At 61.8% G+C, this 19,113-nt stretch carries 15 protein-coding genes; 5 read left to right on the forward strand and 10 right to left on the reverse strand.

What is annotated here, in order from left to right:
* Positions 1-7: 7 nt before the first annotated feature.
* The 8 genes from ASD95_RS16155 to ASD95_RS16190 all read right to left on the reverse strand — a co-directional run bounded on the left by ASD95_RS16155 (position 8) and on the right by ASD95_RS16190 (position 9,331).
* Positions 8-799: an enoyl-CoA hydratase/isomerase family protein gene (locus ASD95_RS16155; RefSeq protein ID WP_056725050.1), complete on the reverse strand. Its 792-nt coding sequence runs from the start codon at positions 797-799 to the stop codon at positions 8-10.
* Between the two features lie 353 nt (positions 800-1,152).
* Positions 1,153-2,565, reverse strand: coding sequence for an amino acid permease (locus tag ASD95_RS16160; RefSeq protein ID WP_056725052.1), 1,413 nt, complete (start codon positions 2,563-2,565; stop codon positions 1,153-1,155).
* Between the two features lie 208 nt (positions 2,566-2,773).
* Entirely contained in the window at positions 2,774-5,029 is a 2,256-nt protein-coding gene (locus ASD95_RS16165) for a hybrid sensor histidine kinase/response regulator (protein WP_056725054.1), read from the reverse strand.
* On the reverse strand, positions 5,026-5,799 hold the full coding sequence (locus tag ASD95_RS16170; protein ID WP_056725057.1) for a substrate-binding periplasmic protein: 774 nt from the start codon (positions 5,797-5,799) through the stop codon (positions 5,026-5,028). The genes ASD95_RS16165 and ASD95_RS16170 overlap by 4 nt, the downstream gene beginning before the upstream one ends.
* A gap of 5 nt (positions 5,800-5,804) precedes the next feature.
* Positions 5,805-6,521 carry a response regulator gene (locus ASD95_RS16175; protein WP_046037067.1) on the reverse strand — a complete coding sequence of 239 codons (717 nt, stop codon included), beginning with the start codon at positions 6,519-6,521 and terminating at the stop codon, positions 5,805-5,807.
* A 92-nt stretch (positions 6,522-6,613) separates the two neighbouring features.
* A complete protein-coding gene (locus tag ASD95_RS16180; protein ID WP_056725059.1) occupies positions 6,614-7,261 on the reverse strand; it encodes a TetR family transcriptional regulator C-terminal domain-containing protein in 648 nt (215 codons plus the stop codon).
* Positions 7,262-7,417: 156 nt separating this feature from the next.
* Entirely contained in the window at positions 7,418-8,206 is a 789-nt protein-coding gene (locus tag ASD95_RS16185) for a class II aldolase/adducin family protein (RefSeq protein WP_056725061.1), read from the reverse strand.
* 75 nt (positions 8,207-8,281) lie between these two features.
* The gene (locus ASD95_RS16190; protein ID WP_056725063.1) at positions 8,282-9,331 is read right to left on the reverse strand and encodes an ABC transporter substrate-binding protein; all 1,050 of its coding nucleotides are present in this window, start codon (positions 9,329-9,331) and stop codon (positions 8,282-8,284) included.
* Positions 9,332-9,547: 216 nt separating this feature from the next.
* Here ASD95_RS16190 and ASD95_RS16195 point away from each other — a divergent pair, with 216 nt between their 5' ends.
* Positions 9,548-11,509, forward strand: coding sequence for an oxidoreductase (locus ASD95_RS16195; protein ID WP_056725065.1), 1,962 nt, complete (start codon positions 9,548-9,550; stop codon positions 11,507-11,509).
* Positions 11,510-11,671: 162 nt separating this feature from the next.
* Positions 11,672-12,268, forward strand: coding sequence for a cupin domain-containing protein (locus tag ASD95_RS16200; RefSeq protein WP_056725067.1), 597 nt, complete (start codon positions 11,672-11,674; stop codon positions 12,266-12,268).
* Here ASD95_RS16200 and ASD95_RS16205 read toward each other — a convergent pair.
* Positions 12,265-13,197: a helix-turn-helix domain-containing protein gene (locus tag ASD95_RS16205; RefSeq protein WP_056725069.1), complete on the reverse strand. Its 933-nt coding sequence runs from the start codon at positions 13,195-13,197 to the stop codon at positions 12,265-12,267. The two genes, ASD95_RS16200 and ASD95_RS16205, sit on opposite strands and share 4 nt — an antisense overlap.
* Before the next feature lie 163 nt (positions 13,198-13,360).
* Here ASD95_RS16205 and ASD95_RS16210 point away from each other — a divergent pair, with 163 nt between their 5' ends.
* From ASD95_RS16210 to ASD95_RS16220, 3 genes are all read left to right on the forward strand, one after another.
* Positions 13,361-14,719 carry a glutamine synthetase family protein gene (locus tag ASD95_RS16210; protein ID WP_056725071.1) on the forward strand — a complete coding sequence of 453 codons (1,359 nt, stop codon included), beginning with the start codon at positions 13,361-13,363 and terminating at the stop codon, positions 14,717-14,719.
* 167 nt (positions 14,720-14,886) lie between these two features.
* The gene (locus tag ASD95_RS16215; protein ID WP_056725073.1) at positions 14,887-15,975 is read left to right on the forward strand and encodes a polyamine ABC transporter substrate-binding protein; all 1,089 of its coding nucleotides are present in this window, start codon (positions 14,887-14,889) and stop codon (positions 15,973-15,975) included.
* The gene (locus tag ASD95_RS16220; RefSeq protein WP_056725074.1) at positions 15,972-17,273 is read left to right on the forward strand and encodes an NAD(P)/FAD-dependent oxidoreductase; all 1,302 of its coding nucleotides are present in this window, start codon (positions 15,972-15,974) and stop codon (positions 17,271-17,273) included. The genes ASD95_RS16215 and ASD95_RS16220 overlap by 4 nt, the downstream gene beginning before the upstream one ends.
* 331 nt (positions 17,274-17,604) lie before the next feature.
* On the opposite strand, the gene ASD95_RS16230 is transcribed toward ASD95_RS16220, so the two are convergent.
* Positions 17,605-19,113: arylsulfatase (locus ASD95_RS16230; protein WP_056848062.1), on the reverse strand; the 1,509-nt coding region annotated here is incomplete at its 5' end.

A 19,113-nucleotide genomic window follows, 5' to 3' on the forward strand; every position in this document is an offset into this window, starting at 1 on the left:
AGAGGAATCAACGACCGATGAAGCGTGCCGGGCGTTTTTCCATGGCGGCGCGCAGGGCTTCGTTGCCGTCTTCACTGCGACCGCAGAGCAGGCCGGCGGCGAGCTCGGCTTGCAGTTGTTCGGCGAGGCTGCGTTCGGCGCCTTCACGCATGAGTTTTTTGGTCTGGGCGAAGGCGAAGGTCGGGCCGGCGGCCAGGCGTGCGGCCAGTTCGCTGGTGACCGTCAGCAGTTGATCGTCAGCGCAGACATCGCCGACCAGTCCGGCGTCGAGGGCACGATCGGCGCCCCACAACTCGTCAAGGAACAGCAGGCGCTTGGCCTGTTCGCTGCCAATCAAACGCGGCAAGTGCCAACTGGCGCCGGCGTCCGGCGAGTACGCCATGCTGGTGTAGCCGGCCTTGAAGCGTGCCGATTGCCCGGCGATGCGCAGGTCGCAGCACAGGGTCAGGTCCATCCCGGCGCCGACAGCGGTGCCGTTGATGGCGGCGATGGTGGGTTTTTCCAGGCTGTGCAGGCGGGTCATCAGGGCGTGGGCGGTTTCGGTCCAGCCGTAGGTCTCCAGCGCGCCCCGGGCTTCGGCATCGGCCCATTCATCGAGGTCGGCGCCGGCGCAGAAGCTGCGGCCGCTACCGGTGAGCACCACCACGCGCACCGCCGGATCGGCGTTGAAAGCGTCGAGCAGGCCATGCAGGTTTTTCAGCGTCGGAATGTCCAGCGCATTGCGCTGGGCAGTGCGATTGAGGGTGATCCAGGCAACGCCTGCTTCGACCTGGCTGAGCAGCGACGATTGAGTGGTCATGGGAATCCTCGAATTATTGTGATTGGTCTGAGGTGATGCGACTTGAGGCCATACTAAACGAGTGTTCAGTAAGGCGGCAATCGGCGGGGAGATAGGCTGTAACAAGCTCAAAAATCATGTAACACATTGGTTTAATTGAATTATTTATAGATGGGCGAGCGTAAGCCGTTGGCGCTGTTACAACTTCGAACAACTGGTGACAGGAGGCCGGTCGCAAATTTACCGAACACCGCAAACCCCTGTGGGAGCGAGCTTGCTCGCGATAGCGGTAGACCAGTCAACAGTGATGTTGAACCTGATGCCGCCATCGCGAGCAAGCTCGCTCCCACAGGGAATGTGCTGGATTGAAGGAATTACACAGCCGGCAAGCTCGGCGCCAATACGCCCTGGCGCTTGCGATGGATCAGGAAGTACGCGCCATAGCACAGGGCAATGAAGCCAAAGCCCCAATACAGCGACGGACGCTGGGTTTCATCCAGGGCCAGGAACACGAACAGCGAGCAGCACAGCGTGATGCACATCAGCGGCAGTACCGGGAACCAGGGTGCGCGGTATTTCAGGTCGCTGAGTTTGCCGCCCTCACGCAAGTACGCCTTACGGAACTTGTACTGCGCCAGCGCGATGACAATCCAGGTCACGGTGCCGGACATGCCGCTCACCGCCATCAGCACCATGAACAAGGTGTCGGCGGCGACGAAGCTGGTCATCAGCGACACCAGCGCGAAGCACAGGGTGATGCTCAAGGCGCGCAATGGCACGCCACGCTTGCTCAATGGCGACAGGCTTTTCGGCGCCATGCCGGTTTTCGACATCGCCCACAGGATGCGCGTCGAGGCATACAGGCCGGAGTTGCCCACCGAGAGGATCGCGGTGAGGATCACGAAGTTCATCAGGTCGGCGGCGTAGGGAATGCCGACCATGTCGAACACCTGCACGAACGGGCTTTCCATCAGCCCTGCCTGCTGCCACGGCACGATGGCCGACAGCACGATGATCGCCAGCACGTAGAAGATCAGCACGCGGAACACCACGTTGCGCACGGCCCGGGGAATGCTTTTTTCCGGCTGATCGGTTTCACCGGCGGCCACGCCCATGATCTCGCAACCCTGGAACGCGTAGACCACGGTCATCATCACCGCGAACACCGCCGACAGGCCGTTGGGGAACAACGAATCACCGATCAGGTTGCTCGCCATCGGTGCCGGTGCGCCGCTGCTCAGGGGCATCACGCCGAAGATCACCAGCACGCCGACCACGATGAAACCGAGAATCGCCGCAACCTTGATCCCCGAGAACCAGTATTCGGCTTCACCGAAAGCGCGGGTCGCCATGGCATTGATGCCGAACAGCACCACCACGAACAGCGCCGACCAATACCAGATCGGCACTGCCGGGAACCAGCGGGTCATCAGCATGCCGGCGGCGGTGAACTCCAGGCCCACGGTGGTGGCCCAACTCATCCAGTACACCCAGCCGATCATGAACCCGGTGGCCGGGCCGATGTATTTGGTGGCGTGGGTCTGGAACGAACCGGACACCGGCATCTGTACCGACAGTTCGCCCAGGCAGACCATCACCAGGTACATCAGGAAACCGGCGAACAGGTAAGCCAGGATCGCCCCCACCGGGCCGCCTTGATTGATGGTCACGCCGGAGCCCATGAACAGCCCGGTGCCGATGACGCCGCCCAACGACAGCATGAAAATGTGCCGGCTCTTGAGGGCGCGGGTCAGCTGTATGCCTTTACGATCAGTGTTTTCGTTCATGTCGGCACCTCAGCAGTCGTTGAGGTGAACAGCGCGCGACAGGACGTCACGACGCAGGGAGGGATCAGCTTTACGGCAATTCATTATTATTATCTCCAATAAGCTTCGAAGACCGCGCTGCGGCGGTTGCGTCGATTATTGGAAAGCCATGTAAGTTCGCGTTGACCGTAAAGATCGAAGTTGTACAAAGTCGTAACAAATTTGTACGTCAGCTCTGCAACAGGCCTTTGAGAGTCTCGAGCGAGTGCTGCAATTGCTCATCGAGCGTGGGTCTCATGTGCTGGATCGCCGATTCATCGTTTGCCAGCGCCAAGGTCTCCAGCGCCCTTAACGTTGTGGCCAAGGCCCGAAAACCCAGGGAATCGCAGCTACCAGCCAGGCGGTGAGCCAATTGTGCGACCTCTGTGCAGTCGTTGGCGGCCATGGCTTCATGCAGCGCATCGCGGTGTTGCAGGATCGAGTCGCGGAGCACCGCCAGCAGGCCCTGGACCTTTTGCGCACCCAACAGGCTGCGATGGGTCTGCAACAGCGGCCAGTCCATTGCCTCATCGCTCGGCAGCGACTCGGCCACAGGCGCCTGCCCTTCCAGCACCTGGCGCAGGTTTTCCAGCTTCAAGGGCTTGGCCAGGACTCCGTCCATGCCGGCATCCAGATAACCGCGCACCAGCGCCGGTTGCACGCTGGCGGTCAGGGCGAAGATGCGCGTGTGACGGTTCGGCCCGTCGCTGCTGCGGATCTGCCGGCACAGCTCGACACCGCTGATGCCCGGCAGGTGCACGTCCAGCAGCATCAGGTCGAACACCCGAGCCGCGCAGTGTTGCAGCGCCTGATCCGCTTCTTCGGCCAGCCACACCCGGTGGCCGTCCCGTTGCAGCAAGCCCTTGACCACTTCGCGGTTGAGCGCCACGTCTTCGACCACCAGGATGTTCAGTGCCGGCCCCGCCGCGCGAACCGGCGCAACCTCAGCCACGCCGCTGGCCGGTTGCAGGGACAGCTCGAACCAAAAGCAACTGCCGCGCCCCTCTTCACTGTCCACACCGATGCAGCCGCCCATCTGCTCCACCAGATGTTTGCAGATCGCCAACCCCAACCCGGTGCCACCAAAACGTTGCGCGACTTCTTCGCTGGCCTGGGTGAAACGCTCGAAAATCTTCGCCTGCATCAAAGGGGCAATACCGATGCCGTCGTCCGTGACACTGACCCGCAGCCGCTGCCCGGTCTGTTCGCAGGTTTCGCCAAGCAGCGCCACCTCGACGCCGACTTCGCCGCCTTCGGTGAACTTGATCGCGTTGGCCAGCAGGTTGCTCAGCACCTGGCGCAGGAACTGCTCGGCGCCGTGGTGATACTCGGCAATCCGCTGATCGATGCGGCAACTGAGGATCGTGTCGTTGTTCAGCGCTCGCGGTTCCAGAAGTGTCAGCACCTCGTCGAGCAACTGGCGCAGCGAGAAATCCACCGGTTCGGGATGGCTGACACCCTCCTCCAGCTTGGCGAAATACAGCACTTCATTGAGGATCGTCAGCAAGCCTTCGCCGGCCTTGTGCAAGGCATCCAGGCGTTTGCCGTCCTGGGCATCCAGGCGCGCGCCGCGCAGCAATTCGGCCATGCCGAGAATGCCGTTCAGTGGCGTGCGCAGTTCGTGGCTCATGGTCGCCAGGAACCGCGACTTGGCAAGGTTGGCCGCTTCCGCCTCGTCTTTGGCGCGCATCAGGCTGGCGGTGCGGCGCTCGACCATTTTCAGCAGCTCGTCACGGTTGTCCTGTAAGGCCAGGCGATCGGTTTCCCGGCGCTCGATGTCCCGCAGGATCGCCCGACGCATATCGTCCAGCGCATGGGCCACGGTGTCGATTTCGTCGCTGCCACGACGCTTGTCCAGGTGCAGGGGTTCGTGCCACTCACCGGCGGCGATGCGCCGGGCAAACTCGGCCATGACTTTCAGGTGCCGGGTTACCAGTCGATAAAACAGCCCCGACAAGGCAACGGCCAGGCCGCAGAGGAACACCGCCATCCACAGCAGGCTGGTCAAACCGGTGGCGTAGAGACGCTGGTACACCGCCCCCAGATCCGTGCTGACCTCCAGCTCGCCAAGGTTGCGCAACGGGCCGGACGGCGGCTGATAGTCCAGGACAAAGCGCTCGATGCGCAGCGGGCCCGTGGGGTGCGGATTGCCCTGTACCAGGTCGAAATCGGCGCTGGTCAAGTGCACCCGCGCGACGTCGGAGAAGTCCACCAGCCCGCGCAACTGCACATTCAGCTGCTCCTGGTTCAAGTCCCAGAGACTGCGTTCCAGGCTGGCCAGGTAGCCGGCGCGGATCAGCTCCATGCGCGATTCGATGTCGCGCATTTCCCGTCGATACTCGATGTAAAGTTGCACGCTGCTGGCCAGCACGGTGAAGCACAGGCTGAACAACAGAATGAACAGCAGCAGGCGCCGCAACAGTCCACCGGGACGGGCGCGAATCATTGCGCATCCGCCGGCAGGTTGATCATGTCGCGGTAGGTCACTTCGCTTTCGTTGAGCCAGCGCTCGATGTCACCGCCGTCGACCATGCGCTGCAACTGCGCATTGATTTCGGGCATGCGAGTGGCCAAGGGCGAGCGTCGCGACACGGCAACCCGCAGATAGTCCACGCTCAATGCCTTGGGCAAGGCGACGATGTCCTGGCCGCCGGGCAGGTTTTCCACGTACAACTGGCCGGTACGCCGCTCCTGGGTGATGAAATCGATGCGCCCGCGAATCAGCTTGCCGAAGTTCTGGTGGCTGTCGGAAACCCATTCGATATTGTTGTTGCGCGCAACCATGCGATCGAACTCCACGCCATAGCTCTCGCCGAACAACAGGCCGCCACGGTAATGGGCCAGGTCGTCCAGTTGTTCGAATTTCACCGGATGCTGGCGGTTGATGAACAGCGCCACTTCTTCACGCAAGACCGGCACCGTCGAGAACAGCATGCTCTGCTCCCGTTGCGCAGTGCTGTAGGCCAGCACCACATCGACCCGGCCTTCGGCGGCGTCCAGCAGGCAGCGTTTCCAGTTGCCCAGCACCACCATCTCGACCTCGTAACCCAACCGGCCAAACAGATTTTTCACCACGTTCGGCGCCAGGCCGCGCACCTGCTTGCCGTCGCTCCAGGACACGGGCGGGTACACCGGGTAATCGCAATAGCGAACCTTGTCCGCCGCGACCGCATGGCCGGCCAGCAGCAGCGCCAGCAGGCAAGGCCATCGTGCCATCAGCTTCAGGCCGCCACACTGGCGGTGAACAGGTAACCGGCGCCGTGAATGGTGATGATCAACTGCGGTTCGGCCGGATCGTCATGCAACTTGCGGCGCAAGCGCCCGACCAGCACGTCGATGGAGCGGTCGTTGGGCACCCATTCGCGGTTGCGGATCTGGTCCATCAACTGGTCGCGGCTGAGGGTGTGGCCGCTGTTGCGCAGGAACACGCTGAGCAACTGGTATTCGCCGTGAGTCAGCAGGGTTTCGCTGCCGGACGGATCGATCAGGCGACGGCGGTCGGTGTCCAGTGACCAGTCGGCGAACTGCTTGACCGGCTTGGCCACCGCGACGGCAGGCGCCGGCGTTTGCGCATGACGGACCCGGCGAATCAGGTTTTTCGCCCGGGACACCAGCTCCCTTGGATTGAGGGGTTTGATCACGTAGTCATCGGCGCCGCATTCGAGGCCGACGATGCGGTCGATTTCATCGTTGCGCCCGGTGATCAGGATGATTCCGACTTCCGAACGCACCCGCAGTTCACGGGTCAGGGTCAGGCCGTCCTTGCCCGGCAGGCGGATGTCGAGCATCACCAGGTCGACGCTCTGGCTGGCCAGGAAGGTTTCCGCCAGTTCCGCCGTGGCGGCGCAATGGACGTCGTAGCCTTCCTGGGACAGGTAGGCGTGCAGCAGATCGCGAATCAGCGGATCGTCATCGACGATCAATACCCGAGGAGTCATCGCTTGGTGTCCGGCATAGGCCCTGAGGCCAGTTTCTTATTAGAGTGTATTCCTGCATCGGCGCCAGAGAGTATCGATTGCTGAACGACTGATCAACAGTCGCTCGTCTGCAGGCAAAAACGCTGGCGTCCACCGGCCTGCAGACCGTCGACCCAGGCCTCGCAAATCTGGATGCCTTGCTCCGGGGTGAAGGTGCCGGGGTTCAGCCCGGACTCCAGCCACAAGCCGTCGAGCAAGGCGCTGAGGCTGATGGCGGCGAGGTCGGCGTCGAAATTTTCCCAGCCCTCTTCCCGGGCCAATTCCGCCAGCACCTTGCGCAGGATGCCGCGATACTCGCCATAGGAATGATCGTGGGCCTGGTTGATGGCCTCGGCGGTTTTCACCGCGCCCCAGAACGCCAGCCACGCATCGATCAGTTGCGGGTCGAGCAGCTCGGCGGAAAACGATCCGCGGAAAAACGCCGACAAGCGCTCCCGGGCATTCGGCGCGGCTTGCTCCATGGCGTCGCGCAGCAGGGTCATGACCCGCCCGGTGATCGCCATGTAGGCCTCGGCCACCAGTTCATCCTTGCCGGAATAGTGATGGCTGATCAGCCCCACCGAGACCCCTGCCTCGGCGGATATCTTGCGGATCGACGCGCCCTGGAAGCCGTGACGCTTGAGGCACACCAGCGTCGCCTCGATCAGGTTGGCTTTGCGCAACTGCGGTTCCATGCGGGAAAAACGGGCTTCCTGGTTCATGGGCGACACGCTCCTTGGTTCAATCGTTCAGGCCTGCGCGGGTTGGCGTCGGGCTGAACGACTGTACAGCAAGAGCGGGCCATTTCTCCAGTCAGTTGCCAGTCTGGTAGACCGCGGCGCGTCCATCGGGTCAGCTCAAACAACACAGAATCCGGATCAGTCCCGATACCTCGGAGCCACACGATCCAGCATTCGCAACAACGCCGCCCAAGCCAGTTGCATGGCATCCGGATCACTCAGTTCCCCCTCCTCCAACGGCCGCCCCGGATCATTGAACTGTCGTTCTGTATGCGCACAGACCTCGTGCGACGGCAGCACAACCTCACCGGCAGCTTGCGCGGCCAGCTGGATTTCACAGGCCTTTTCCAGGTAGTACATGCGCAAGAATGCCTGGCTCACCGTCTCGCCGACAGTCAGCAAGCCATGGTTGCGCAGCATCAATACCGATTTGTCGCCCAGGTCCGCCACCAGCCGTTGCTGCTCGCTCAGGTCCAGCGCCACACCTTCGTAATCGTGGTAAGCGACCCGGCCATAAAACTCCATGGAAATCTGGTTCACCGGCAACAACCCACACTTCAACGCCGCCACCGCACACCCGGATTTGGTGTGGGTGTGCAGCACGCATTGCGCATCTTCACGGGCGCCATGAATGGCGCTGTGGATCACGAAACCGGCCGGGTTGACCGGATACGGCGACGGCTCCACGGCGTGACCATCGAGGTCGATCTTCACCAGATTCGACGCAGTGATCTCATCGAACATCAGCCCGTAAGGGTTGATCAGAAAGTGATGCTCCGGCCCCGGAATGCGCACCGAGATGTGGGTGAAGATCAGATCGGTCATGCGAAAGTGCGCAATCAAACGGTAACAGGCCGCCAGTTCCTCACGCAGGCGTAGCTCGGTAGCGCTGCGTTCAGGGGCCAGGTGGCTGGCGATGTTGTTCATGGTGGTGGTTCTCCAGGCTGATCGGCTGGGGCAGACAGTAAGGCTGGACGCTTGGACACGTCCAGCCGTCCGCATTTATTTACTGGCCCAGGCGTTGAAGCGCTCTTCGAGCTCTTCGCCATGATCGACCCAGAAACCGACGTTCATCGACAGTGCGCCCTTGAGGTTCTGCGGCGCGGTGGGCACCCATTGCGCCAGTTTGTCGTCCAGCCGTGCGGCGGCCTGGGTGTTGGTCGGGCCGTAGGGGATCTGCTGCACGTAGTTGACCTGGGCGTCCGGCTGGTTGGCGAAGGCGATAAAGCGCTTGGCCTGATCCACATGCCGGGACCCTTTGATGATCGCCCAGTAGTCCATGCCGTACAGGCTGCCGGGCCAGACCAGAGCGAGGTGGCTGCCCTTCTGCGCGGCGTCGGCGATGCGTCCGCTGTAGGTCGAGGTCATCACCACATCGCCGGCGGTCAGCCACTGCGGCGGTTGCGCGCCCGCCTCCCACCACTGGATGTAAGGCTTGAGCTCAGTGAGCTTGGCGAATGCCCGGTCCACCCCCTGCGGGGTGCCGAGCACCTTGTAGACGTCTTCGGTCTTGACCCCGTCGGCCAGCAAGGCGAATTCCAGGTTGTACACCGCGCGTTTGCGCAGCCCACGCTTGCCGGGGGTTTTCTTCACGTCCCAGAAGTCTGCCCACGAGGTCGGGGCCTGGGCCAGTTTGTCGGTGTCGTAGGCAATCGCCACACTCCACACCAGCGCGGCGGATCCGCATTCCTGCGCCGCCTCGGGGATCAACTGGTCGGCGTGGCCCAGGCGGGTCCAGTCCAGGCGCTCGTACATGCCTTCCTCGCAGCCGCGCATCAGGTCCGGACCTTCGATCTGCACCACGTCCCAGTCGACGTTGCCGGTGTCGACCATGACTTTGATTTTGGCCATTTCTCCGTTGTATTCACTCTGGATCACCTTGCTTTGATCCACGGCGGCGAAGGGTTGAAAGAACGCCACGTCCTGGGCTTTTTGTCCGGCTCCGCCGTATCCGACCACCACCATGTCCGATGCTGCCTGAGCGCTGCCCAGGCCCATGGCCACGGACAACACCAAGGGATAAAAACCGTGCTTGAGCGTGTGCGATTTCATCAGTGGTTCCTCTTGCAGGTGCCACGGGACCCAAGGCCCGCGCAGCCCTTTTTTATTGTTGTGAGGTTTGGCCCGGGAGCGGGCTCGAGACGAAACTACTGCAAGGCATAGTAAAAAAACAAGTTGATTTTTTACTGAAGGTAAATTTTTATAGCGCAATAATAACAACGCCGAAACCCGGCCTTTCGGCTTCAGCCTGCCAGGAGTACCCGCCCCATGCCGACCTCGACACCCGCCTTCGCGCACCTGTTCGAACCCCTGGAGATCCGTGGCAAGCGCCTGAAAAACCGCATCATGTCCAGCGGGCACGACACCTCGATGCCCACCGACAATCTGGTCAATGAGCAATTGATCGCCTATCACCGGGCGCGTGCCGAAGGCGGTGCCGGGCTGATCGTGCTGCAAGTGGCCGGCGTGCATGACAGCGCGCGCTACACCTCCCATGTGCTGATGGCCACCGACGATGCGTGCATCGAGGGCTACCGCAAACTGGCGCAAACCTGCCATGCCCACGGTACCGTGGTGTTGTCCCAGGTGTTCCATCCGGGGCGGGAGATCATGGAGTCCAGCGATGGCCTGCTGGCGGTGGCCTATTGCGCCTCGTCGGTGCCCAACGAACGCTTCCGGGTGATGCCCCGCGCGCTGGACCAGGCCATGATCGACGAGATCGTCGCCGGTTATGCCGCTGCCGCCCGCCGACTGCACCAGGCAGGCATCGATGGCGTCGAGGTCGTGGCCAGCCATGGTTACCTGCCGGCGCAGTTCATCAATCCGCGGGTCAACCGGCGGACCGATGGCTACAACGGCGGACTGGAACAGCGTTTGCGTTTCCTGCGCGAGGTAATTGCCGCCGTGCGCGCGGCGACCGACGAGCAGTTCATCATCGGCCTGCGCATTTCCGCCGACGAGCGCGACCCGGAAGGCCTGACCGAGGACGAATCCCTGGCCGCCGTGCAGTCACTGCAAGCGCAGCTCGATTACGTGCACATCGTCGCCGGCACCTCGGCTTCCCTGGGTGGCGCGGTGCATATCGTGCCGCCGATGGCGATCGAAGCGGCGTACCTGGCTAAAGAAGCCGGGACGTTCAAGGCCGGTTTGAACATTCCGCTGTTCGTCACCGGGCGCATCAACCAGCCCCAGGAAGCCGAGCTGATTCTGGCTCGCGGCCAGGCCGATGTGTGCGGCATGACCCGGGCGCTGATTTGCGATCCGCAAATGCCCAACAAGACCGACACCGGCCGCGTCGAAGACGTGCGGGCGTGCATTGCCTGCAACCAGGCGTGCATCGGCCACTTCCACAAGGGCTTGCCGATTTCCTGCATCCAGCACCCGGAAACCGGGCGCGAACTGATCTTCGGCGAACGCCGACAAGCGCCACGGCGCAAACGCATCATGATCGCCGGCGGTGGCCCGGCCGGGATGAAAGCCGCCACCGTCGCGGCCCAGCGCGGCCATGAGGTGACGCTGTACGAAGCCAGTCCGCAACTGGGCGGTCAGGTGTTGCTCGCGCAGCTGCTGCCGCGGCGTAGCGAATTCGGCGGTGCCAGTACCAACCTGCAACGGGAAATGGAACTGGCCGGTGTGCGCGTGGTGCGCAATACCCGAGTCGACCGGGCACTGGTGGAACGGGAAAAACCGGACATGGTGATCGTCGCTACCGGTGCCGAGCCCTACTGGCCGGCCTTCGAGCGCGGCGGTGAGTTGCAGGTGGTGGACGCCTGGCAAGTGCTGCGCGATGAAGTACAGGTCGGCCGTTCGGTGGTGGTGGTCGACTGGCGCTGCGACTGGATCGGCCCCGGCATTGCCGAACGCCTGGTGCGCGCCGGGCACCAGGTGCAACTGGCGGTCAACGGCACCCACTGCGGGGAAAACCTGCCGCTGTACGTGCGCGATCAACTGGCCGGCGAACTGCATAAGCTGGGCGTGCCGATCACGCCCTACGCGCGGTTGTATGGCTGCGATGACAATACGGTGTACCTGCAACACACCGCCAGTGGCGAACCGATGCTGATGGAGAACATCGATACGCTGGTGCTGTGCCAAGGCCACCAACCGGTGGATACCCTGGGTGCGGAGTTGCAAGGGCTGGTGGAGTTTCGCCGCATCGGTGACTGCCTGGCGCCGCGTACCGCCGAAGAAGCGATTTATGAAGGCCTTAAAGTCGCGTGGGAGCTTTAAGGCTGTTTATACTCCGGGGCTTTACATTCAAATGATCGCTCTCAGTAGGAGCTGCCGCAGGCTGCGATCTTTTGATTTTGCTTTTCAAAAACAAGATCAAAAGATCGCAGCCTGCGGCAGCTCCTACCAGGGTGTGGCGTAGCCCCCGGTTCGGAATTTTCCATGAGCAACAACAGCAAGACCCCGCCCGCTTCAGGCAGCGCCGAACCGCATTTTCTCGGCACGCGCATTCGCGGCCTGCGCAAGCGCCGGGGCATGACCCTGGCGGAACTGGCGCAACAGAGCGAACTCACCGCCGGCTACATCAGCCAGCTGGAACGCAACCTCGCCTACCCGTCGATTCCGGCGCTGTTCAACATTGCCCGCAGCCTCGGCGTGACCATCCAGTGGTTTTTCGCCAGTGAAGCGGTCACCGCGCCCGAAGACGATGGCGTCGTGGTACGCAAGAACAGCCGCCTGAACGTGCATTACGAAGACGGCATCGTCGACCAGTTGTTGACGCCGCAAGCCAACCGCCAACTGGAAATGCTCCACTCGCGCTTCCCGCCCGGCACCTACAGCCAGCAAAGCTACAGCCACGACGGCGAAGAAGCCGGCTACTTGCTCTCGGGGAGTTTCGAGTTGTGGGTCGGCGAGCGCCATTTCCAGCTCAATGAAGGCGACAGCTTCAGCTTTTCCAGCCAGGAACCGCACCGCTACGGCAATCCCGGCGATGTCGATGCGGTGGTGATCTGGGTGATTACGCCACCGACGTTCTAACGCCGGCTGCGACCGCTTGCCTGAGTGGAACTCGCACGCTTGAGGGTGTCGCTCGGCAGCTCGTTGAACAACGCGCGGTAGCTGCTGGAAAACCGCCCCAGATGCCAGAACGACCAATGCATCGCCACCTCGGCCACGGTGGTTTGCATGGGTGTTCGGCTGAGCAATTCGCGGCGGGCGCTGTTGAGGCGGCGCAGGCGCAGCCACTGGGTCGGCGACATGCCGGTGTAGGTCTTGAACGCATGCTGCAACTGGCGCAGTGAAACCCCCGCGACCTGAGACAGCTCCAGCAGGTTGAGGTGTTCTTCCGGGGTGTCCGCGGCCCATTCTCCTACCCGCTTCATGATCGACCGCTCCCCGGCCCGACGCTGCAGGGCCCCCTGGTCGAGGCCGACACAGGCGTTGTCGAGGATGAACAGGCAATCTTCCAGCAGTTGCTGGGTCAGCGCTTCGCGGCTCGGTGGATCGAAGGTCTGCGACAGGCGCGTCAAGGTCCCGCTGAGCCAACGGCAGAACAGCGCGTTCTGCTGGGAGTTGAGCGGTGCCATGAACAGCCCTTCGAGCCTGGCGATGTCGAGGCTGTGGCGCTTTACGAACTCCGGCCCGAACACCACGGCGATTTCCTGGTAGTTCTCCGGGGTGATCCAGATGTTGCGGCTTTCGCCATTCAACACGTACAGCGCGTTGTCGCCGCGATCGAAACAAAACGACAACGAACCCTGGGGCGCGCTGAAATTCTGTTCGACCCGGGTATTCATCGACTCTTCGTAAATCTCCACGCCCTGCAGATCCAGATAACGCACCAGGCCTGCGAAATGCCCCGGCGACATCTGCTGGTATTGCTGCACCCAACCCGGCGTGGCGCGGATTTGCTCGGCGACATCGGCGGTGTTGAACGCTTGGACCTGGAGGCAGTTGGAACCTGTCATGGGGGCGACCTTACGCACTCTTTTGGTGCGCTTTGTGCTGCTTAAAGTGGATAGATGGAACCGCAAGGCTCGCACAAGATAGTCGTCAACGCGCTACAGGGGAAGTGTCCGGCGGATGAAACCGGTCTCTCCTGGCGTTAATAAAACCAATAACGAGGTCTTTATGAATGTCCCTTTCGATCAGCTGTTCACTTGGCTGAAAGATCACAAGATTACCGAAGTCGAGTGCGTCGTCAGCGACCTGACCGGCATTGCACGCGGCAAAATTGCACCGACCAACAAGTTCCTGCATGAGCGAGGCATGCGCCTGCCGGAAAGTGTCCTTCTGCAAACGGTAACCGGGGACTTTGTCGACGACGACATCTACTACGACCTGCTCGACCCGGCCGATATCGACATGGTCTGCAAGCCAGATGCCGACGCGGTCTACGTGGTGCCATGGGCCATCGAGCCGACCGCCATCGTGATCCACGACACCTTCGACAAGTTCGGCAACCCGATCGAACTGTCGCCGCGCAACGTGCTGAAGAAAGTCCTGCAGCTGTACACCGACAAAGGCTGGCGTCCGATCGTCGCGCCGGAAATGGAGTTCTACCTGACCCAGCGCTGCGAAGACCCGGACCTGCCGCTCAAGGCGCCGATGGGCCGTTCGGGCCGCGCCGAAAGCGGTCGTCAGTCGTTCTCCATCGACGCTGCCAACGAATTCGATCCGCTGTTCGAAGACGTTTACGACTGGTGCGAACTGCAAGGCCTGGACCTCGACACGCTGATCCACGAAGACGGCCCGGCGCAGATGGAAATCAACTTCCGTCATGGCAACGCCCTGGACCTGGCGGACCAGATCACCGTGTTCAAACGCACCATGCGTGAAGCGGCGCTCAAGCACAACGTGGCGGCAACCTTCATGGCCAAGCCAGTCGGCGACGAGCCTGGCAGCGCCATGCACATTCACCAGAGCGTGGTGGACATTGCCACCGGTCAGCCGATCTTCGCCGATGCCGATGGCAACATGAGCGAACTGTTCCTGCATCACATTGGCGGCTTGCAGAAGTACATCCCGAAGGTGCTACCGATGTTCGCGCCGAACGTCAACTCGTTCCGCCGTTTCCTGCCGGACACCTCGGCACCGGTGAACGTCGAATGGGGCGAAGAAAACCGCACCGTCGGCCTGCGCGTGCCGACCTCCAGCCCCGACGCCATGCGCGTCGAGAATCGCCTGCCGGGCGCCGACGCCAACCCGTACCTGGCCATCGCCGCCAGCCTGCTGTGCGGTTACCTGGGCATGGTCGAGCGTATCGAGCCGAGCGCTGCGGTACAGGGCCGCGCCTATGAGCGTCGCAACCTGCGCCTGCCGATCACCATCGAGGACGCCCTGACCCAGATGGAAGAGTGCGACACCATCAGCCGCTACCTGGGCAACAAGTTCGTGCGGGGCTATGTCGCGGTCAAACGCGCCGAGCACGAGAACTTCAAGCGGGTGATCAGTTCGTGGGAGCGTGAGTTCCTGATGCTCAGCGTCTGAGATCTTCGCTGTCCGTAACGGCCTCATCGCGAGCAAGCTCGCTCCCACAGGGGAACGCATTTCAAATGTGGGAGCGACGGTGCGGCGACCCGACTTGCTCGCGATGAGGGCCGACAGACCACCAAAGAATCACCTGAAGAATCCAACAATTCCAAGAAGGTATCGATATGCGTCTTTTGAAATCCGTGGTCCCCGCCGCACTGGCGGTTCTGTTCAGCGCCGTTGCCCAGGCCCAGCCACAGGTCAGCGTCTACAACTGGACCGACTACATCGGCGAAACCACCCTCGCCGACTTCCAGGCCAAGACCGGGATCAAGGTGATCTACGACGTATTCGATTCCAACGAAACCCTGGAAGGCAAACTGCTTGCCGGTCGTACCGGGTATGACGTGGTGGTGCCGTCCAACCACTTCCTCGCCCGCCAGGTGAAGGCCGGTGCGTTCCTCAAGCTCGATCGCGAGCAACTGCCGAATTTCAAGAACCTCGATCCGAAACTGCTGGCGCTGCTGGAGAAAAACGATCCGGGTAACGCGCACTCGGTGCCGTACCTGTGGGGCACCAACGGCATCGGCTATAACGTCGACAAGGTCAAGGCGGTGCTGGGTATCGACAAAATCGACTCCTGGGCCGTGCTGTTCGAACCGGAAAACATCAAGAAGCTCAGCGCCTGCGGCGTGTCGATGATGGACTCGGCGGACGAAGTGTTCCCGGCGATGCTCAATTACATGGGTATGGACCCGCGCAGCGAAAACCCAGAGGACTTCAAGAAGGCCGAAGCCAAGCTGCTGCAGATCCGCCCCTACATCACCTATTTCCACTCCTCCAAGTACGTCTCGGACCTGGCCAACGGCGACATCTGCGTGGCATTCGGTTACTCGGGCGATGTGTTCCAGGCCGCCAACCGCGCCAAGGAAGCCAAGAACGGCGTGAACATCGCCTACGCCATTCCCAAGGAAGGCGCCAACCTGTGGTTCGACCTGCTGGCCATCCCCGCCGACGCCGGCAATCCGAAAGAAGCCCACGCCTTCATCAACTACCTGCTGGACCCGCAAGTGATTGCCAAGGTCAGTGAGTCGGTCGGCTACGCCAACCCGAACCCGGCCGCCAAGCAGTACATGGACCCTGAACTGGTCAGCAACCCCGAGGTTTATCCATCCCAGGAAGTCCTCGACAAACTCTACATCTCCACCACGCCGCCGCAGTCGATCATGCGCCTGATGACCCGTTCGTGGAGCAAAGTGAAGTCCAACAAATGAATCAGTACACCAAGGAACACACCCACTCCTATTACGCGGCGTCCGCCAAGGGCATGAGGCAGCGTCCCGCGCTGGCCTCGGACCTGATGGCCGATGTCTGCGTGGTCGGTGCGGGTTTCACCGGCATCAACACCGCCATCGAGCTGGCCCAGCGTGGGCTCTCGGTGGTCCTGCTGGAGGCCCGGCGAATTGGCTGGGGCGCCAGCGGGCGCAACGGCGGCCAGTTGATTCGGGGTATCGGCCATGACGTCAGCGGTTTCGCCAGGCACATCGGCGCCGATGGCGTGCAATACCTGGAGTATGCCGGGACCGAGTCGGTGCAGGTCGTGGGCAATCGCATCCGTGAGCACGGCATCGATTGCGACCTGAGCTGGGGCTTCTGCGAACTGGCCAACACCCCGGCACAGTTCAAGGCGTTCAAGGCCGAGCAGGCGCAACTGATTGAATCCGGCTACGCCTTTGAAACCCGACTGGTCGCGCCGGAACAGATTCGTGAACAGGTGGTGAACTCCGGCGTGTACGCCGGTGGCCTGGTGGACATGGGCTCGGGGCATTTGCATCCGCTGAACCTGGTCCTTGGCGAGGCGCAGGTTGCCGAGTCCCTTGGGGTGCGGATTTTCGAGCAGAGCCCGGTGCTGGAGTTGATCCATGGCAGCACGGTCCAGGTCCGTTGCGCCGGTGGCACTGTGAGTGCAGGCACCTTGGTGCTGGCCTGCAACGCGCACCTCGAAGAATTGGAACCGAAGCTCAGCGGCAAGGTACTCCCGGCGGGCAGCTACATCATCGCCACCGAGCCCTTGTCAGAAGAGGCCGCTGCAAAACTGATCCCGCACAACGTCGCGCTGTGCGACCAGAAGGTCGGCCTGGATTACTACCGGCTCTCGGCTGACCGGCGTTTGCTGTTCGGCGGAGCCTGCCATTATTCCGGGCGCGATCCTTCGGACATCAGCGCCTACATGCGCCCGCAGATGCTCAAGGTATTCCCGCAACTGGCCGATGTGCGCATCGACTATCAGTGGGGCGGCAAGATCGGCATCTCGGCCAACCGTTTCCCCCAGGTCGGGCGCCTGGGCCAGCACCCCAACGTGTTCTACGCCCAGGGCTACTCCGGTCATGGCCTGAACGTGACCCACTGGTGCGCGAAGTTGTTGGGCGAAGCGATCCATGCCGGCCACAGCAAGGGCTTCGACGTGTTCAGCGCCGTGCCGCACATGACCTTCCCCGGCGGACGCGCCCTGCGTTCACCGTTGCTGGCCCTTGGCATGTTCTGGTATCGGATGCGGGAAGTGCTGGGTTGACCACCGGGCACCTGAGGCGAGTTGTCTCTCGCTTCAGGCGTCGCGGCAGGTCAGGAGGGGTTGTGGCGACCTCAAGAGATCGCCGCGGCACTTCTATTGAGGCATCTGAATGTTAATGCCCTCCTTCTGCATTTCTTCACGTACCGACTGGAATTTCTGGTACTTGGACAACTCGATCGGCCCGTCATAGCCCATGCTTTGCAGTTTGCGTGGCGGGTACTTGATGTAGGTCTGCATCAGCTTGTTGATCGCCTGGCTGATCGGCACCATGGTCCAGGTGCGCTCAGTGACGTTACTCATGAAGATGTNCGTCGTCACGCTATCGGTGCCTTCACGCCTCTTTCTGCAGGACTTCACGTACCGACTGGAATTTCTGGTACTTGGACAACTCGATCGGCCCGTCATAGCCCATGCTTTGCAGTTTGCGTGGCGGGTACTTGATGTAGGTCTGCATCAGYTTGTTGATCGCCTGGCTGATCGGCACCATGGTCCAGGTGCGCTCAGTGACGTTACTCATGAAGATGTCGTAGCGCTCCTGTGGATCTTGCAGCAAGTCAAAGACCTGCGGTACGACCGCCACGTACTTCGACTCCCCTTTCCAGCCCAGGTTGGTATCCACCGCCAGGCCGCCGGTCGGCACACCATTGTCGCCACGCAGGTTGAACACGGCCTTGTAGTTGCCTACGCGGGCCGCACCAGGGGACAACTCGTTTTCGGTGAAGTAGAACCACTCTTTACGTGGATCGGGACCCGTGCCGGTGATTACCGGGGTCATGTCGTAGCTGTCGAAATAGATTGGCTGACCTTCGCGATCCTTCTCCGGCAACTTGATGCCGGCCACCGAGGCGAAAGTTGCCATCAGATCGAGCCCGCCGAGAATGTCGTGGTTCTTGGCATTGGGCTTGATTTTTCCGGGCCAGGTCATGATTGCAGGGACCCGGTTACCGCCCTCGCGCACGGTGCCTTTGGTGCCACGAAATGGTGTGTAGCCGGCGTCCGGGTAAACATCCTGCCAGGCGCCGTTATCGGTGGTGTAGACCACCAGCGTATTCTTATCCAGGCCCAGCGCCTTGAGCTTGTCCATGATACGGCCGATGCGCGTATCCAGTTCGACCACCGAGTCGGCGTACTTGGACTTGGAGATCGACTTGTGAACGAACTCCGGTGCCGGCAGGTTCGGCTGGTGCACTTTCATGAAGTTGACGTTGATGAAGAACGGCTTGTCGGACTTGGCAGCGGTGTCGAGAAATTCCAGCGCGGCCTTTTCGACATAACCGTCAAAGTAGGGAATGCCGACTACACCGGGTTTGCCATCGATGACCGGCGTATCAACATACTGGCCGTTGATCTTGAACTCTTCGACGGCCTTTTCTCCCGCCTTGCCCGAGAGTGCGCCCTTGGTCACCTTGGCAAACATTTCCCGGGTTTCCGGGTCCATGTCGGGGAACCAGGTCGGGTCGGCGTAGGTGTAGGCATTGAGGTGATAGAGGCCGACGTACTTCATCACGTCATACCCCTGGGCATTGGGCAATGCATAGTCGGCTTCGCCCAGGTGCCACTTGCCGGTGAAGTAGGTCTCGTAGCCGCCGGTCTTGAGCACCGAGGCCAGCGTCCACTCGGCGGCGGGCAAACCACCGCCCTGGCCCTGGAAGGCCACGGTGGTCATGCCGCTGCGATTGGGGATACGCCCGGTCTGCATGGCCGCCCGGCCCGGGGTGCAGCTCGGCTGGGCATAAAAGGAATAAAAGGTCGTACCTTCTTGTGCCAGTTGGTCGATGCTGGGGGTTGGCATGCCACGGCCGACACCACCACCGTACGGCCCCAGATCGCCGTAGCCGGT

The sequence above is a fragment of the Pseudomonas sp. Root71 genome, assembly GCF_001429045.1.
In the GTDB taxonomy this organism is placed as follows: domain Bacteria; phylum Pseudomonadota; class Gammaproteobacteria; order Pseudomonadales; family Pseudomonadaceae; genus Aquipseudomonas; species Aquipseudomonas monachiensis.

Excerpts from the sequence above, each read along its gene's own strand:
- ASD95_RS16155 (WP_056725050.1), bottom strand. The coding sequence starts at position 799 with ATGACCACTCAATCGTCGCTGCTCAGCCAGGTCGAAGCAGGCGTTGCC.
- ASD95_RS16210 (WP_056725071.1), top strand. The coding sequence starts at position 13,361 with ATGAATGTCCCTTTCGATCAGCTGTTCACTTGGCTGAAAGATCACAAG.
- ASD95_RS16185 (WP_056725061.1), bottom strand. The coding sequence starts at position 8,206 with ATGAACAACATCGCCAGCCACCTGGCCCCTGAACGCAGCGCTACCGAG.
- ASD95_RS16165 (WP_056725054.1), bottom strand. The coding sequence starts at position 5,029 with ATGATTCGCGCCCGTCCCGGTGGACTGTTGCGGCGCCTGCTGCTGTTC.
- ASD95_RS16205 (WP_056725069.1), bottom strand. The coding sequence starts at position 13,197 with ATGACAGGTTCCAACTGCCTCCAGGTCCAAGCGTTCAACACCGCCGAT.
- ASD95_RS16200 (WP_056725067.1), top strand. The coding sequence starts at position 11,672 with ATGAGCAACAACAGCAAGACCCCGCCCGCTTCAGGCAGCGCCGAACCG.
- ASD95_RS16195 (WP_056725065.1), top strand. The coding sequence starts at position 9,548 with ATGCCGACCTCGACACCCGCCTTCGCGCACCTGTTCGAACCCCTGGAG.
- ASD95_RS16190 (WP_056725063.1), bottom strand. The coding sequence starts at position 9,331 with ATGAAATCGCACACGCTCAAGCACGGTTTTTATCCCTTGGTGTTGTCC.
- ASD95_RS16170 (WP_056725057.1), bottom strand. The coding sequence starts at position 5,799 with ATGGCACGATGGCCTTGCCTGCTGGCGCTGCTGCTGGCCGGCCATGCG.
- ASD95_RS16160 (WP_056725052.1), bottom strand. The coding sequence starts at position 2,565 with ATGAACGAAAACACTGATCGTAAAGGCATACAGCTGACCCGCGCCCTC.
- ASD95_RS16220 (WP_056725074.1), top strand. The coding sequence starts at position 15,972 with ATGAATCAGTACACCAAGGAACACACCCACTCCTATTACGCGGCGTCC.
- ASD95_RS16180 (WP_056725059.1), bottom strand. The coding sequence starts at position 7,261 with ATGAACCAGGAAGCCCGTTTTTCCCGCATGGAACCGCAGTTGCGCAAA.
- ASD95_RS16215 (WP_056725073.1), top strand. The coding sequence starts at position 14,887 with ATGCGTCTTTTGAAATCCGTGGTCCCCGCCGCACTGGCGGTTCTGTTC.
- ASD95_RS16175 (WP_046037067.1), bottom strand. The coding sequence starts at position 6,521 with ATGACTCCTCGGGTATTGATCGTCGATGACGATCCGCTGATTCGCGAT.